Raw genomic sequence first — 14,517 nt, forward strand, 5'->3', positions numbered from 1 at the left:
GTCTCAAGAAGGAGTAACATCGGGACTTGCAGCGACGGACCTCAGGACACTCTTACACCACGTCTGCGCGCGCGACCGAAGATCCTGCCCTCGGGCGCGAGGCTGCTTGTTTGGGCAAATGATGGGCTGTCGGATTCGACTGTCTGCATGTCATCGATTGCCGGAACTTCATTAATTGTCGGGTCATCCAGCGTGATGCCTTCGAGCGTTGCTTTTTCGAGGTCGATTCGTTGACGATCTTCGGAATCCTGGCGAAGCTGCTTCTGAATTCGCTTTTTCTCTTCTATAAACCTTCTGAGCACAAACTGTCTCAGTTCCTCTTGCATGATTTGAAAGTCTTTTGGCAGACGCGAGGGGCGTACGCCCTCTTTCCGCTGGATTGCTTCCATGACCCTAACGAAAGAGCTAGCATGCATAAAGGAATAACGACTGACGGTGATGATTCCGTACCCCATGGACGCAAGTGCATTCTTGCGCTCCTCATCGATGGCGCGGTCTTCTTCCGCGTCATGATAAAAACCGTTGTATTCAATGTCTGTGCGAGATTTCTTTAGATACGCATCCATAAAGAACTTTTTGCGTCTCGTGAGATTCTTTGCGGCAGTGGTGACCTGCACCTCGTAATCGGTCTCAATTCCCTTAATACCAAGCCCTCCTTCGCTTTTGGGCAGCGTTAGCATCATGACAAAGGCTGTTTCCATAGGAGACCGGCATCCGTCGCGCACACATTGGATCGCCTTTCGGGCAAGGGCCAGACCGTCGCATCTGGTAATGGAATTAAAGAACTGTTTTAGCCTCTCGGTCGAGGTGAGCGCGAAACGCTCGTTATAAGAGGTGGAAGAGCCGGTTCCAAGGGAGTAAGCGCTGCACAGTTCAAAGTAGTACTCCACTAGTTCGCGAAAAGAAAGATAGGTGGCGGCCTGAAGTGCGCAAACCTCAACGCCAACAATGAAGATGCCATCTTTGAGCTCTATAAAGCGTGAGTTCGAGAATCGTTTTGAAGAAACGTGGCACTGACAGTTCATTGCATAGCGCGCATTCCTGCGATCAAACACCATCACCTCGAGGGAATCATTTGCGTCGAGGGAAACATCATGTTTGGTGAGCCATTCTGTGGCTGCGTCAAGGAGCGTTCCGGTGGGACATGATCCGTAAATCGCGGCAGGACTACAGGATTCGATGCCTTTCGCAGACACCGAATGCGCGGCCTGGTAGACCGCTTTTGCAGTGGTATGTGACAATACGATACTCATGGTATATATCGTGTCAGCTAATGCCGTGTTGATGGCACTGAGTGGAAAAGCCGTTTTAGAGGTCTAACCAAATGCTGTCCAAAAGCTTGACGCAATTATGAGTTGGTATGCCCTAAATAAAAGTTTTCGCAGCTTAGCTATAGCATATAAATACTCAATTGCTGCACATTTGATATCGATGTATCACCATCCGACAACGAATTGCGTGTTGGGAATTGGTCGAAATCGTTCAAAATGAGGGTTCAGAATTTGTGATGGCAGATTTATCTGTGGAACGTAGGGCGGCCCCGCTGCGGGGTTTCCCGCTGCGAGGCCGCTCGTGATCTACGTCGGAGTTTGTCGTAGACGTTTCTACTTGGCAAACAGGTTCTTGAGGTTGAACTCGGCTTGGACGGTGCGGAGCATGAGGTCGGTGTCGTCGAGGCCCAGATGCTGCTCGTTGGCGTCGGCGGCGAGGGTTCCACGGCGGCGCGCCCAGTTCTCGAGTGCGGCGGGCGCGGATTCGCGGGGGAGCGAGCGGACGTCGGCATCCAGGCTGCGGCAGATCTGGCGCGAGTCGATGACGATGATCTTGCCGGCGCGGCGTGCCTCGGCGTAACCGTCCAGGTGGATCTTGAACCAACTGTCCTCAAAGGCGGCGTTGTGCGCCATGTACGGGTACTTCTTCATAAGCTTGAGCAGCTGCTTCTGCAGTTCCTTGTTCTCGCGGAATGGCTTTTTGCCGTCGATGTCGTCCCAGGTGATGTGGTGGATATTCGACAACGGCACATCCTCGCCGCGGTAGATGTCGGGCAAACCGCAGTAGTGCGCCTCGGCGTCGTGCGGGACGGCGTCGCTGGTGAGCTCCATGATTTCCCAACCCACATTGATGATATAACCGCGCTCGGGTGCACGGCCGGTGGTCTCGATGTCGATACCGAGCACGGTGCCCTGGATGGGCTTGCGGGCGTAGGCCACGCCGAGCGCGTCGCGGTCGCCGCGGATCTCGCGCATGACCGACGCGGCGGTGCGCTTTTGCATCTTGCCGATGGCGGCGCAGGTGTCGGCATCGGACAGGCCGCGCGAAAGCGTCGCGGGCGTCACGTTGCGCAGGCGCGCCTCGCCAATCTGGTCGCACACGTCGCGGTTGCGGTCAGCCAGGTCGCGCACGGTGGCAAAGTCGAAGCTGGGGTCGCCCTCGGCGGTAAAGTACTCGGTTTCGAGCACCTTAAGGGCCTCCTCGCCCTTCTGGCGCTCGGACTCCATGGCGCCGTGATCGCCATAGATAAACATGGGAATAAACGGCTGGCGCTCGTATTCGAGTGCTTGTGAAACGTTCATATAACTGCTCCTTGGACGGGCCGTGTCGCGCGGCTCGGTGGCATTGAGTTATGGCGAGATGATAGTTTACCATGGGCAACTATTGGCATCGCGCCTAGGACAACTACAATACCCTAGTTGACCGCTAGGACTTTTACAATGCTGCCGAAAGACATGAAAGGTTCCATCCGTCATGGATTTGCTGATTGATATTCTGCTCGACGCCGGCAAGGACACGCTCTCGCTGGCGCCGTTTTTGTTGGTGACGTATCTTGCTCTCGAGACACTTGAGCACGTTGCGGGCGACCGCGTCAACGGCGCTATCAAGCGCGCCGGCGCTGCGGGTCCCGTGGCTGGCTCGCTGCTGGGCATTGTGCCGCAGTGCGGATTTTCGGCCATGGCAGCAACGCTGTACGCCGGCCGTGTCGTGACGCTGGGCACGCTGGTCGCCGTGTTCCTCTCGACCTCCGATGAGATGCTGCCGCTGTTGCTCGCCGAGCAGGTGCCCGTGCAGACCATGGCGATGCTTTTGGCTTCGAAGGCACTGATCGCGCTGGTCACGGGCTTTATCGTGGACGCGGCTATCCGCGGCCTTCGTCGTAATTCCCGCGCGCATGCGGCGATTCGCCGTACCGTGCTGGGGACCGCTGCCAATCCGGCTCATGTGAACTGCGCGCACGACGACCATACCGGGGGCGACATCATTGATGAAGTGGCCGAGGCGGGCGTGAGCGCCGACCACATCCACGAGTTGTGCGAGCGCGACCATTGCGGTTGCGATGATGATGAAGATGAACACGAGCGCGACCACGGACACAGCCATGACCACGGTCACGCAGGCGAGCATGAGCACCACCACGGCCATGGGCACGACCACGGTCACTCCCACGAAGGTGCGCCCGTCCTGTCGATTATCCGCAGCGCGATCTCGCACACCGTGCAGGTTTCGGTTTTTATTTTCCTGGTGACGCTGATTCTAGTTGCCGTGCTCGAGACCTTCGGAGAGTCCGCGATCGAGCAGTTCCTGCGTGGCAACGAGACGCTCGCCGTCTTGGGCTCGGCACTCGTCGGCCTGATCCCCAACTGCTCGGCCAGCGTGGTCATTACGCAGCTGTACCTGGAGGGCGCGCTACAGCTGGCGCCGATGCTCGCCGGCACGCTCATTTCCGCCGGCGTGGGCTATCTTGTCCTGTTCCGCACCAACCGCAGCGCTCGTGAAAACGCCGTGTTCCTGGTCATGATGTACGTCATCGGCGCCGGCTGGGGCCTTATCCTATCCGCCTTCGGCCTCTAAGTAGGCCTAAAAAATGGGCTTCAAATAGCCATGCTCGGCGCCTGCGCAATGCGGCGACGCATGGCATTTTGAAGCCCGTTTTTTGTTGAGCCATGGATTCCGAGCGCTCACACCGCGCAAAACAAAAAGGTAGATTTCCGGGCATGTCCCGAAAATCTACCTTGGTTAGCGCAGCAGCTCGGTGAGGTTGCGCTTAAAGCGGGCCCGGTCTTCGCTGGTAAATGCCGCCGGACCGCGAGTGCGACCGCCGGCGCGGCGCACCTTCTTTTCCTCGTGGCGAATAAACAGTTGCATGTCGATGGTCGCCTTATCGTAGACGCGCCCGCGTACGCCGATGGCGGCGGCATCGCGCCCGAGCACCATGCTCGCCAAGCCAATGTCCTGCGTCACGACTACGTCGCCCGCCTGCAGGCGTTCGACAATGGCAAAGTCGGCGCTGTCGGCGCCCACGCTCACATCGAGCGTCGTGACCCAAAATCCGCGTCGCGCATGCTCGACGTCGCGCGGATCGTCGCGGCGAATGTGGCGTTCCAGGTTCTGTGTGCTGTTGCCGGCGATAACGACGGCGACGCCCGCCCGCCGCGCGCAGTCAATCGACTCGCGCGTGACCGGGCAGGCGTCTGCATCAATAAAGAGCGTTCGCGGCATCTAGTGCACCAGTTTGCCAAATTGAATAGCGCGAACAATCAGCGTTACGCCAAACACCAGCAGTGCGGCGCCGCTAAAGATGACGAGCATCTTGGCCGACCACAGCGGATAGATAAACACGAACATGCCGGCGATGATGGAGAGCGCGCCGCTCAGGATGGCGAGGGCACGGTTGGACGAAAGCTCGGACTCCAGAATGGACATGACACCTTCGACGATCCAGCCAAAGCCGGCCACGATAACCACCATCGTGGTGAGCGTCGCGGTCGAGAAGGCCTGGTTGCGCAGGATTATGACGCCGCCCAAGATAATGAGTAGGTTGGAGATGATGCTCGTCACGCGCCAGCCGGTGGGCAGCAGTGGCTCGAAAACAGCGGTAAACAGCCTGATCGCGGCCGTGATCACAAAGTAGAAGCCCAAGACGGTCGTTAGGAAGACGAGGGACTTGGCGGGCGCAAACAGCAGTGCGATGCCGGCGACGAGCGCCAAGACGCCCGTGATGGCGTAAATCCAGCGTACGGCCTTGACGGCTTTGCCCGCCATGCTTTTCTCGTCAAATCCAAACTGGCTCGATTTTTGGTCATCGTTCTTAAAGATGCCCATAATGTCTCCTTTCCGTGCGGCGTAAGCCTTGATCATTACAACCAGTATCGCCTAAAGGCGCTGGCGTATGGGTCGGGGAGGGCGAAACGTAACCCAAAGGCCCCGAATTGTTTCCGTTGTTCCCCACGTCGCGATTTTCTATTCAACAGGTGTAGAACATTGCAGCCCTGTTCGTTATTGCCTACGTTTTAGGTTAGATTTTCCTAAGAACAATTGCCCGAAATTGGGGGTCCCTATGAACGAAGCAGTTCCCGCAGCGCCGGTAAGCGCTGAGTCGATGGCAAAGCAGGGTTGCGAAAAGCTCGGCTTGGACGCGTTTGATGCGTTGGTTCGCTGCGCCCGCACGTGCCGTCGCTTTGACGAGTCCATGCGCGTGCCGCGTGAGCTTTTGCTTGAGCTGGCGGAGCTGGCGCACCTGACTCCCTGTGGTGCCAATGCTCAGCGTCTGCGTTTTCATGTGGTAAGCGGTGCAGAGGACTGCGCGCGTGTATTTGACGAGCTTGCATGGGCCGGTGCGCTCAAGGATTGGCCGGGTCCCGATGAGGGCGAGCGCCCGACCGGCTACATCGCGATTCTTGCTGAGCGCGCCGTTCCGGGCAAGCCAGCCGCTCCCATTACCGAGGTCGACACGGGCATTGCCGCGCAGACGATGATGCTCGCCGCCCGCAGCGCCACGCCCGAGGTGGCAGCCTGCATGTTCAAGGCCTTTACGCCCCACGCGATCGATGCCATGGGGCTCGATAACGACAAGTATGAGCTCAAGCTGATCATGGCGTTTGGCGTTCCGGCCGAGACACAGGTGATCGATGCGATCGATTCCAACCCCGACGGCTCCATCAATTATTGGCGCGACGAGGCGCAGGTGCACCACGTACCCAAGCGCTCGCTTGTCGACGTACTGGTGTAGTTGAGCGTCACCGCGGTGTGATCCGGCGGTAAACCACCACAAAGGTACCTGTCCCCTTTGCGGTGGTGCGAGGGGAGGACGTGTGGCAGATTTGTATTTGGTGCGGCATGGGCAGACTGAGCTCAATGTGCAGAACATTTTGCAGGGTGGGCACGATTCGCCGCTTACGGCGCGCGGGCGCGAGCAGGCGCTGGCGACGCGCGCGGCGTTTGAGGCGCGTGGCGTGACCTTTGACCGTGTGTATTCCTCCCCGTTGGGCCGGGCGCGGCGTACGGCTGAGCTAATTGCTGGTGAGGGCCGCTCGATAGAGCTGGTCGATGACCTGCGCGAGTGGCATTTGGGCTCGCTGGAGGGTACATCAAATCGCGAGATGCCGCCGCAGCCCTGGGGTGATTATCCGGTGGCCTTTGGTGGCGAGTCTGAAGGCGAGCTCCAGTCGCGCATGGTCGCGGCGCTGTCCCACATCATGGCCAGGCCGCAGCACGACTGTGTGCTGGCAGTCTCCCACGGCTCTTCCTGCCAGGAGTTTCTTGAGTATGTGACTGGCAGGGGAGAGCTACCCGACAACGGTGCCGTGCTTCATTTTGGCTATTGCGACGGTGCGTTTTCGCTCCTTGATTGGTAACGAACGAAAGGACCCCTATGAATAAAGACCTGTATCTGGTTCGTCATGGGCAGACAATATTCAACCTTAAGCGCATTATTCAGGGTTGGAGTGACTCGCCGCTCACGCAGCTGGGATGCGACCAGGCGGCGCGTGCCGGCATGTTCTTGCGTGCGCGCGGCATTGAACCCGATCATGCCTACACCTCCACACTTCATCGCACCGAGCAGACTATCGCCAACCTGTGGCCGGGCTTGGCGTACGAGCGCCTGGACGGTCTGCGTGAGTGGTTCTTTGGCGACTTTGAGGCCGAGCGCGTGATGCTTATGCCCGAGCGCCCGTGGCGAGATTTCTATCGTCAGTTTGGCGGCGAGGGCCAGATGCAGGTGCGCGAGCGCATGGCGGCGACGATAACCGATCTTATGCGACGTCCGGACCACGAGTGCGTGCTCGCGGTGAGCCACGGTTCGGCTATCAAGGAGTTTTTGGACCACGTGCGGGGCGCGGCGGCCGACGAGCGCGAACGCGTGCCGGGCAACTGCTCAGTGCTGCATTTTGCGTTTGACGATGCGGCCGATACGTTTGAACTGGTCGAAGTCTTTACGCAGGAAGACTACGCGCGCGAGCTGGGGCTTGAACCGCTCGTGGCTACTGCGGGTCCGCCGCGCGGATAACGCGAGCGCGGCGGCACGGGTCGTCGGCATAACTTCTCGACGCAAAAGGGGCGGAGATGCATGTACCTGCTGCATCTCCGCCCCCTGTTTGTTGGGCTGCCGATTTTTATGCTGGACGGTCTGGTCTTGCTAGAACCGCGCGACCTGGTGCGTGAGCAGACCCGTCGGAACCTGCGCCGCGCCGCCGCTGACCTGCGCGGCGGGGAAGAGCGCAGCTACGGCAAAGTTGAACGGCTCTTTGCCCGTGTAGGTGCCGGCGGCACGTGCATCGTCGGTCAGGAGCTGTGATGCCTCGACTAGTGCGACAGCGTAGGCAGGGTCGTCGGCCAGTGCCGGCTCCGGCGCCTGGTCGAGCATGGCGCGGATGGCCCCGACGGCGTCCTCGCGCTTGACCTCCCACACGCGGTGCGTAATGCCGGCGGGGTCGGTGACGGCATAGAGTGAAGCGCCCTCTTTTGCGGCGCCGAGGATGATATCCATGACGGGAGAGGCTTCGTAGACAAGCGTTACGGGACGGGGCTGTACCTTGAGGTCGGCGATTGCGCGCGCAGCGGCGGTCGTATCGGCGGCAACCGCGTCGCCGCCCGCCAGCGCACCAACCGGGCAGATCGCCACGACACCCGTCACACGTCCCGGCTCGCCCGAGCATTCGTACACGTAATACGCCGCACCCGGGTCCTTGAGCATCAGACCATCGGCAATGGCTCCGCGCAGAGCATCGTTGCCGCTCAGGATGCTGCCCATTGCAGGCAGCGCCTCGAGCACGCGGTCCTGAGCCGGGCGGATGCAGGGAAACGGAAGTGCTTTCATGGGCGGTCCTAACGCACGAGTCGGTTTGTTCGCGGCTTATTATGCCCCAACTTGGCCGCTCGCGTCCCAGAGCACGTTATCGGCGAGCGCGATTAGCACCTGCTGACAACGAACGATATCGGCGTGGGGCACATATTCGTTGGGCTTGTGCGCGAGCGCGAGCGACCCGGGACCGTAGCTCATGCAATTGCGGTTACCTGTCTTGCCGGCAATGACGGCGGTGTCGGTGTAGCCGGTAAAGAAGCCGACGGTCGTGTCCGCGTCCGTCACGTCATCGGCGGCACGCTTGAGCGCTGCTAGAAGGGGAGAGTTCGGGTCGCGCTCGATGGCGGGGCGGTCGCCCGTCACGGTGTAGCTGCCATGGCAACCGGGAACGGCGGCTTCGGCGACGGCGATGGCCTGCTCTACCATGCGCGTCGCGGCGGCCGTATCGGTCGGAGGCGTCAGACGCATGTCGACCCAGGCTTTGGCGCGGTCGGGTACGACGTAGGGGCGATATCCGCCCTCGATTTGGCCAAACGTGATGGTCGAAGGCCCCAGCTCATCGTGCGCGGGCAGCGCCATAAACGCGCGACGGAGCGAACACACGACCTCGGCCATGGCGGCGACGGCATCCGCGCCCTTCCAGGGCTGGCTCGCATGCGCCGTCACGCCAGTCATTTCAATCTCGAACCACGTACGCCCCTTGTGCGCCACCTGGATCTGTCCGTCGGTGGGCTCGGTGTCCAGCACCCATTCACGCGAGCCGACCCAGCCAGCATCGATCGTGGCCTCTGAGCCGCGCATAAAGTCCTCCTCGTCGACCGAGCAAATGAGTGAGAAGACACGGCGGGGCAGCTTGCCTTCTGCCGCCACGCGCTCGAGCGTATGGACCAGTGCGGCAATGGCGCAGGCCAGGCCACCCTTCATATCGCAGGCACCGCGGCCATAGAGTTTATCGTTGCGCACGATCGCTCCGAGCGGCGGAATGTCCGCGTCCCAGCCATCGCCCAGTGTAACGGTATCCATATGGCAGATATAGACGAGCCGTGGCTCGTCGCTCAGTCCCGGCACGGTGACCATAAGGTTGCGGCGCCCGGGCAGCACCTCGAGTTCCTCAACCTGCACGGCATCGAGTACCGGATGGCTCAGCTGCGCCAACCGTTCCTCAACCAACGCTTTGATATAGCGTTCAATCTCGCCCTCATACGCACCTGGGTCGGAACTGTCGATCCGCACGAGCCCTTGCGTAAGCCGCCAGGCAAAATCTGTATCAACCATAGGCACCTCACAGATAGTTAGGTCAACATACAGATTGTATGCCAAGAAGCGGCTCGGTGCATTTAATGGAGCGCTCACAAAAACGGGGGCGCCTCTCGTGCGAAAGGCACCCCCGCGGGCATTCAATGTCAGTGACGGGCAGGCCACATGGGGAGCTGCCCGTCAGGTCAGTCGGCGCTACTTGATCACGCGCACGCGATACATCGACGGAATCTGCTTGAGCGCCTCGATGGTGCTGCTGTCTAGGTGTTCGTCGGTGTCGAACATGGTGTAGGCGTTCTCGCCGGCGGACTCGTTGGTCATACGCTGCACGTTGGCGTTGTCCTTGGCCAGGATGGCCGTGATCTGGCCGATCATGTTGGGCACGTTGGCATGCAGGCAGGCAATGCGGCTTGCGGCGCGCGCCTTGCCCATGCTGCAGGCGGGGTAGTTGACGCTGTGTGCGATGTTGCCGTTCTCCAGGTAATCCTTGAGCTCGCTGATGGCCATGTCGGCGCAGTTGGCCTCGGCCTCGCCGGTGCCGGCGCCCGAGTGCGTGGTGATAAACGTATTGGACATCTTGACCGTCTTGGGCGTGGCGAAGTCGCAGCTAAACCAGCTGAGCTTGCCCTCGCGCAGGGCGGCGTCGACGGCGTCCTCGTCAATGATGGTTTCGCGCGCGTAGTTGATGAGCACGGCGTCCGGTGCCAGCAGGTTAATCTGCTCGGTGCTGATCATGCCGATGGTGTCGGCCTTGCTGGGCACGTGCACGGTGAGGTAGTCGCAGCCGCGGCAGAGATCCTCGAGCGTGCCCACGCGCTGCACCTCGCGGCTCAGCACCCACGCGTGCTCGACGGAAATGAACGGGTCGTAGCCGTAAACGTCCATGCCCAGGTCGACGCAGGCGTTGGCGACCTTGGAGCCCACGTTGCCCAGGCCGATGACGCCGATGCGCTTGCCCTTGAGCTCGCGGCCCACAAAGGCCTTCTTGGCCTTCTCGGCATCGACCTGGATCTCGGGGTCGTCGGCGTTGTCGCGCACCCAATTCATCGACTGCACGACGCCGCGGCTCGAAAGCACCAGCATGCCCAGGACGAGCTCCTTGACGGCGTTGCTGTTGGCGCCGGGGGAGTTAAAGACGACGACGCCCTTCTTGGCGTACTCCTCGACGGGGATGTTGTTGACGCCGGCGCCGCAGCGGGCGATGGCGCGAATGCCCTCGGGCAGCTCGTAGCCGTGCAGGTCGGTGGAGCGCATCAGGATGGCGTCGGCCTCCTCGGCGGTGCCTACGAACTCGTAGCCCTCGCCAAACTCGACCTTGCCGTCTTTGGTAATGTCGTCGATGGTCTTAATCTTGCGCATGGAAAACTCCTTAGCAGGTTTGTCTAAAACAAGTGGTTTGAAGTGGCTGGTCGGCCCGCGCGTTGCGGGCTAGTTAGATCGGGGACTCAAACTATGCTGCGCTTCGAAGTCCTTCATGTACGAGGCCAGTGCCTGCACGTCTTCCATGGTTACGGCGTTGTAGACGCTGGCGCGCATACCGCCCACCAGGCGATGGCCCTTGACGTTTTGAATCTGGTGCCCGGCCGCGCCTGCGACAAAGGCCGCGTCGAGTTCGGCGTCGCCGGTGCGGAAGGTGACGTTGGCGATGGAGCGGCTGTCGGCCTGCGTAGTGCTATGGAACAGCTCGCTGTGCTCGAGCAGGTCATAGAGCAGATTGGCCTTGGCCCAGTTGCGCTCGGCCATGGCGGCAAGTCCGCCGGTTTTCTCAACCCAACGGAACACCTTGCCGCATACGTAGATGCCAAAGGTGTTGGGCGTGTTGAGCATGGAGCCCTTGGCGGCCTGGGTCTTAAGGTCCAGGTACTGCGGCGTCTGCGCAAAGGCGGGGCCATCTGCGATGAGATCGTCGCGCACGATGATCACGGTCACGCCCGCGGCGCCGGCGTTTTTCTGCGCGCCGGCGTAGATGAGGCCGTAGCGCTCAACGTCGAGCGGCTGCGATAGGAAGCAGCTCGAGACATCGGCGACCAGCGGCACATCGCCACAGTTGGGCAGCTCGTGGTACATGGTGCCAAAGATGGTGTTGTTCTGGCAGATGTAGACGTAGTCGAGCCCGTCGCCCGCGGTCTCGGTGGCAATGCGCGCGTTGATGTCGGCCATGGTGGGTATGCGGTCGAAATTGGTGTCCTCGGAGCTCGCGAGTAGCACGGCCTCGCCGTACTTGGCGGCTTCTTTGTATGCCTTGTTGGCGAAGTTGCCGGTCACGACGTAGCCGGCGCGGCCGCGGCGCATGAGGTTCATCGGGATGCCCGCAAACTGTAGCGTGGCGCCGCCCTGCAAAAACAGGACACGGTAGTTGTCGGGGATGCTCAGCAGGCGGCGCAGGGTTGCCTCGGCGTCGTCGATGATCTGCTGGTACATGCTAGATCGATGGCTCATCTCGAGCACGGACATGCCGCAACCGCGGTAGTCCATCATCTCGTCGGCGATCTCGGCGAGCACGCTTGTGGGCAGCGCTGCCGGGCCAGCTGAGAAGTTGTGCACACGTGCCATCTTCTAGTCTCCCTCGTAGTCGTTTGAACGTTCGGGATACTTTAGCACAGTGCAGCGTCAGGCGCGACCGCATCACGGTAAAACTCGACTACGCCGCTATGATTTACAGGGTTGTTACATGGGGGAGGGCGGTCGCTAGGTCTATACCACCGGGATATACCGTGACAGGTACTCTTTGAGTGCGGGGTCGCACACATAGAGATACGTTCCTAGCATGCCGCGCGTCATGAGGACGTAGTAGGCGTTGACGATAATCTTTTGCAGATCATCGTCGCTTGCTTTTTTCTTCGCGACGGCATCTTTGAAGTTCGCCTTGTTAACGTAGACTGAATCTTTGTCCGAATCGTAGTAAATGTCGGGACCCAGAATTACGAATCCGTAGTTGAGATCGTAGCCTTGTACCGTATGAATGCATCCGACTTCGTTGACGGCGTTGGCGGAGTTAACCCAATCCTTCTGGGTTGAGTTCCAACGTTTGGGAATGCCCTCGATGACGATATCGAACACATCTTTATTGCTCTTGCTTTCCCATTTCCAAGCAAAACCGGCTGTCATACGGGACAGCCCAACTTCTTTTTCTTTGGTCTGCTGTAGGGAGCAGAAATCTTCAAAGCGGTCGACTATGCCAAACTGGTACCTGGGGATATCACTGTCAGGATCGCCGGCTTGCGAGTCGTAAGGCTGAGAGGCAAAGAGCTCATCAAACTTCATGCCGGCATGCATGTACGCTTTGTTGTCAAGCAGGTCGTAGACAAAATCGAGGTACTCATCGCCGCCACGCACACGCATTTGGGTGCTCAAGTTGAATTCTTCGGTCTCGATTCCAGCTTCTTCGAGTTGGTTGAGTCGCTGCTCAAGGCCATCTCGGTTGAGTCCCGATGCGCGGACTTGCTGTTTGGGGTCATAGAACAGATATGCCTTGTCGCAGCATTTGAATATCCAGTCAACTTGGTTGCTCGTATGTGGAAGGCCGAGGCGATCGCAGGTGTTATAGAAGGCCTTGATGCCGGAGCCCATGCTTAGATAATTACCCAGTCGATGTGCTTCGTCGACAAGTAGGATGTCATAACGATCATTTTTGGTCACGTCACTGGGGCTCAAGATATCGCCAGGCTTTAACCCTGGAAGGAAGTGCGTGAGTTTCCTGAGGGTCTTCTTCAGGGAATCCATGGGGGTGACAAAACCGACTCGCAGGCCGGAAAGGTTGGGCTCATTTTTGATTTTGAACATGAGACTGATGGCGAGGATTGTTTTACCTGTTCCCGGCGCGCCATTCACGACGGTTATACGTTCTCTTTTTGAGCCGCCGTGTTTTGCGTCTTCATGCTCCTGTTCGAGACGTTTATAAATCGTCTCGATCGTTTCGTATTGGTCGGGCGTAAGCGTCTTGAAAGGCGAGAACTTGAACAGATCGGAGTTCTCAAGCTCTTCAATCGGATGAATCGCGTAGTTTTCTTCGCGAAGCTTTGTCCAGAGGTTTCGGAACTTCTGGCGATACTGAGGCCGCTCAAAATAATCGAATTGGGCATAGCCGTTGTTGGCATTGGTGACCTGGTATTTTTCGTCGGCACAGAACAGCTCAATAAGTCGATTCTCGAACTCGAACGTTGCGGATTGGTTGAAGGTGGGATTGTCGATTAGAAGGGTCCGGTCGAAGTCCTTGTCCACGTTTGCAGCGTGTTGTTTCATACGGCGCTGGTAGTTGGTTGTTTGGCCGATGTATGCCGTCGTGTTTCTGCTGTTGGTAAGAATGTAAAGGACGGGCCAACTCTCGTCATGATGGGCTCCAGGCTTTGGCGTGCCAAAGTCCTGAAGCGATTCGCTTGTCTCGAAGGGCTGGGGCAGGGGAAGCGTGTATTGCCGAAGGGCGAACTCGTTACTCATGGTGGTCCGCCTTTCTGTATTCGCTGGAGCTGGTGTCGACGGGATAGCGCTCGCCGTTGCGTTTGAGTTTGGACGAGAGCGCCTTTGGGAGGTCGATTCCGTTTAAATCGGCGAAACGCAGGAGAAAGAGGAGCGTGTCAGCGACTTCGTCTTCGATGGCTTGGCGCTGATCGGCGTTATCGAACATTTCTGCAATGCGCTCGTCGCTCATAAAACGAAAGAGCTGAAGGAGCTCGGAGGACTCAGTTGCCATGCCGATGGCAAGCTCTTTTGGCGTGTGATATTTGCGCCAGTCGCGTGCATCACAAAAGTCCCTGACTTGTTCCGTCATGGCATCGAGCTTATCCATCGTCCGCAACCTCCCTGATGTTCATTGTTTTATTATGGCCGTATCTGGGATTTATTGCACATCATTTGGGGCGTGCGGTTTGTTCGGTCGCGATTGGCCGGCAGGAAGTTTCACCATGAAGATCGATGTCGATGTTGACCAGCTGCGCGAGAGCCTGCTCGACCGCGCGGGGAGTGCGGCAGGCGCGGGCTTTCCGGCCGCCATGCTCGACGTGATGGATATCGAGGACGAGTCGCCCCAGGAGCTCCTATCCCGAGCCGAACGCGAAGGCCTCGACCTCCGCGACTTTGCCGCCGACGATGACTAGGGTAGCTAATTTGGGACGTGTCTCTATAGTTTTGTCAACCGCGTGCTTCGCGCCATTTCGGCATGACGCATCCGGGCGCCCGGCGCCCCC

Annotated in this window: 15 protein-coding genes; 5 read left to right on the plus strand and 10 right to left on the minus strand. The window is 59.2% G+C overall.

Features of this window, described 5'->3' with window-relative positions; genetic code table 11:
* Positions 1 to 41: 41 nt before the first annotated feature.
* Complete coding sequence (locus tag I2E45_RS09800; protein WP_195445926.1) at positions 42 to 1,253, minus strand: hypothetical protein; 1,212 nt, start codon at positions 1,251 to 1,253, stop codon at positions 42 to 44.
* Positions 1,254 to 1,604: 351 nt separating this feature from the next.
* Positions 1,605 to 2,573, minus strand: a complete 969-nt coding sequence (locus I2E45_RS09805; RefSeq protein WP_195445927.1) for a 3'-5' exonuclease — start codon at positions 2,571 to 2,573, stop codon at positions 1,605 to 1,607.
* 172 nt (positions 2,574 to 2,745) lie between these two features.
* Between I2E45_RS09805 and I2E45_RS09810 the strand changes: the two genes are divergently transcribed.
* On the plus strand, positions 2,746 to 3,846 hold the full coding sequence (locus I2E45_RS09810; RefSeq protein ID WP_117746719.1) for a putative manganese transporter: 1,101 nt from the start codon (positions 2,746 to 2,748) through the stop codon (positions 3,844 to 3,846).
* A 165-nt stretch (positions 3,847 to 4,011) separates the two neighbouring features.
* Here the strand turns inward: I2E45_RS09810 and I2E45_RS09815 are convergent, their stop codons facing one another.
* Together I2E45_RS09815 and I2E45_RS09820 are read right to left on the minus strand one after the other, a co-directional pair.
* Entirely contained in the window at positions 4,012 to 4,494 is a 483-nt protein-coding gene (locus I2E45_RS09815; RefSeq protein WP_055310731.1) for a YaiI/YqxD family protein, read from the minus strand.
* Positions 4,495 to 5,097: an HdeD family acid-resistance protein gene (locus I2E45_RS09820; protein WP_035137275.1), complete on the minus strand. Its 603-nt coding sequence runs from the start codon at positions 5,095 to 5,097 to the stop codon at positions 4,495 to 4,497. It lies immediately after the preceding gene.
* Between the two features lie 235 nt (positions 5,098 to 5,332).
* Between I2E45_RS09820 and I2E45_RS09825 the strand changes: the two genes are divergently transcribed.
* From I2E45_RS09825 to I2E45_RS09835, 3 genes are all read left to right on the plus strand, one after another.
* Positions 5,333 to 6,004 (plus strand): nitroreductase family protein, encoded by a 672-nt coding sequence (locus tag I2E45_RS09825; RefSeq protein ID WP_195445928.1) that lies wholly within the window; start codon positions 5,333 to 5,335, stop codon positions 6,002 to 6,004.
* Positions 6,005 to 6,086: 82 nt separating this feature from the next.
* On the plus strand, positions 6,087 to 6,629 hold the full coding sequence (locus I2E45_RS09830) for a histidine phosphatase family protein (protein ID WP_035137274.1): 543 nt from the start codon (positions 6,087 to 6,089) through the stop codon (positions 6,627 to 6,629).
* A 17-nt stretch (positions 6,630 to 6,646) separates the two neighbouring features.
* A complete protein-coding gene (locus I2E45_RS09835; RefSeq protein WP_195445929.1) occupies positions 6,647 to 7,282 on the plus strand; it encodes a histidine phosphatase family protein in 636 nt (211 codons plus the stop codon).
* Between the two features lie 129 nt (positions 7,283 to 7,411).
* Here the strand turns inward: I2E45_RS09835 and I2E45_RS09840 are convergent, their stop codons facing one another.
* The 6 genes from I2E45_RS09840 to I2E45_RS09865 form a co-directional block, all read right to left on the minus strand.
* Positions 7,412 to 8,092 carry a DUF1015 family protein gene (locus I2E45_RS09840; RefSeq protein WP_195445930.1) on the minus strand — a complete coding sequence of 227 codons (681 nt, stop codon included), beginning with the start codon at positions 8,090 to 8,092 and terminating at the stop codon, positions 7,412 to 7,414.
* Positions 8,093 to 8,131: 39 nt separating this feature from the next.
* Complete coding sequence (locus tag I2E45_RS09845; protein ID WP_195445931.1) at positions 8,132 to 9,352, minus strand: M20 family metallopeptidase; 1,221 nt, start codon at positions 9,350 to 9,352, stop codon at positions 8,132 to 8,134.
* A 177-nt stretch (positions 9,353 to 9,529) separates the two neighbouring features.
* Positions 9,530 to 10,693: a phosphoglycerate dehydrogenase gene (locus I2E45_RS09850; protein WP_195445932.1), complete on the minus strand. Its 1,164-nt coding sequence runs from the start codon at positions 10,691 to 10,693 to the stop codon at positions 9,530 to 9,532.
* A gap of 69 nt (positions 10,694 to 10,762) precedes the next feature.
* Positions 10,763 to 11,887, minus strand: a complete 1,125-nt coding sequence (gene serC, locus I2E45_RS09855) for a 3-phosphoserine/phosphohydroxythreonine transaminase (RefSeq protein WP_195445933.1) — start codon at positions 11,885 to 11,887, stop codon at positions 10,763 to 10,765.
* Between the two features lie 141 nt (positions 11,888 to 12,028).
* Complete coding sequence (locus I2E45_RS09860; RefSeq protein WP_195445934.1) at positions 12,029 to 13,771, minus strand: DUF2075 domain-containing protein; 1,743 nt, start codon at positions 13,769 to 13,771, stop codon at positions 12,029 to 12,031.
* Positions 13,764 to 14,120, minus strand: a complete 357-nt coding sequence (locus I2E45_RS09865) for a nucleotide pyrophosphohydrolase (RefSeq protein WP_195445935.1) — start codon at positions 14,118 to 14,120, stop codon at positions 13,764 to 13,766. Before I2E45_RS09865 ends, I2E45_RS09860 begins: the two co-directional genes overlap by 8 nt.
* A gap of 115 nt (positions 14,121 to 14,235) precedes the next feature.
* Between I2E45_RS09865 and I2E45_RS09870 the strand changes: the two genes are divergently transcribed.
* Positions 14,236 to 14,427, plus strand: a complete 192-nt coding sequence (locus I2E45_RS09870) for a hypothetical protein (protein WP_195445936.1) — start codon at positions 14,236 to 14,238, stop codon at positions 14,425 to 14,427.
* Positions 14,428 to 14,517: the final 90 nt, after the last annotated feature.

The sequence above is a fragment of the Collinsella aerofaciens genome, assembly GCF_015555045.1.
In the GTDB taxonomy this organism is placed as follows: domain Bacteria; phylum Actinomycetota; class Coriobacteriia; order Coriobacteriales; family Coriobacteriaceae; genus Collinsella; species Collinsella aerofaciens_W.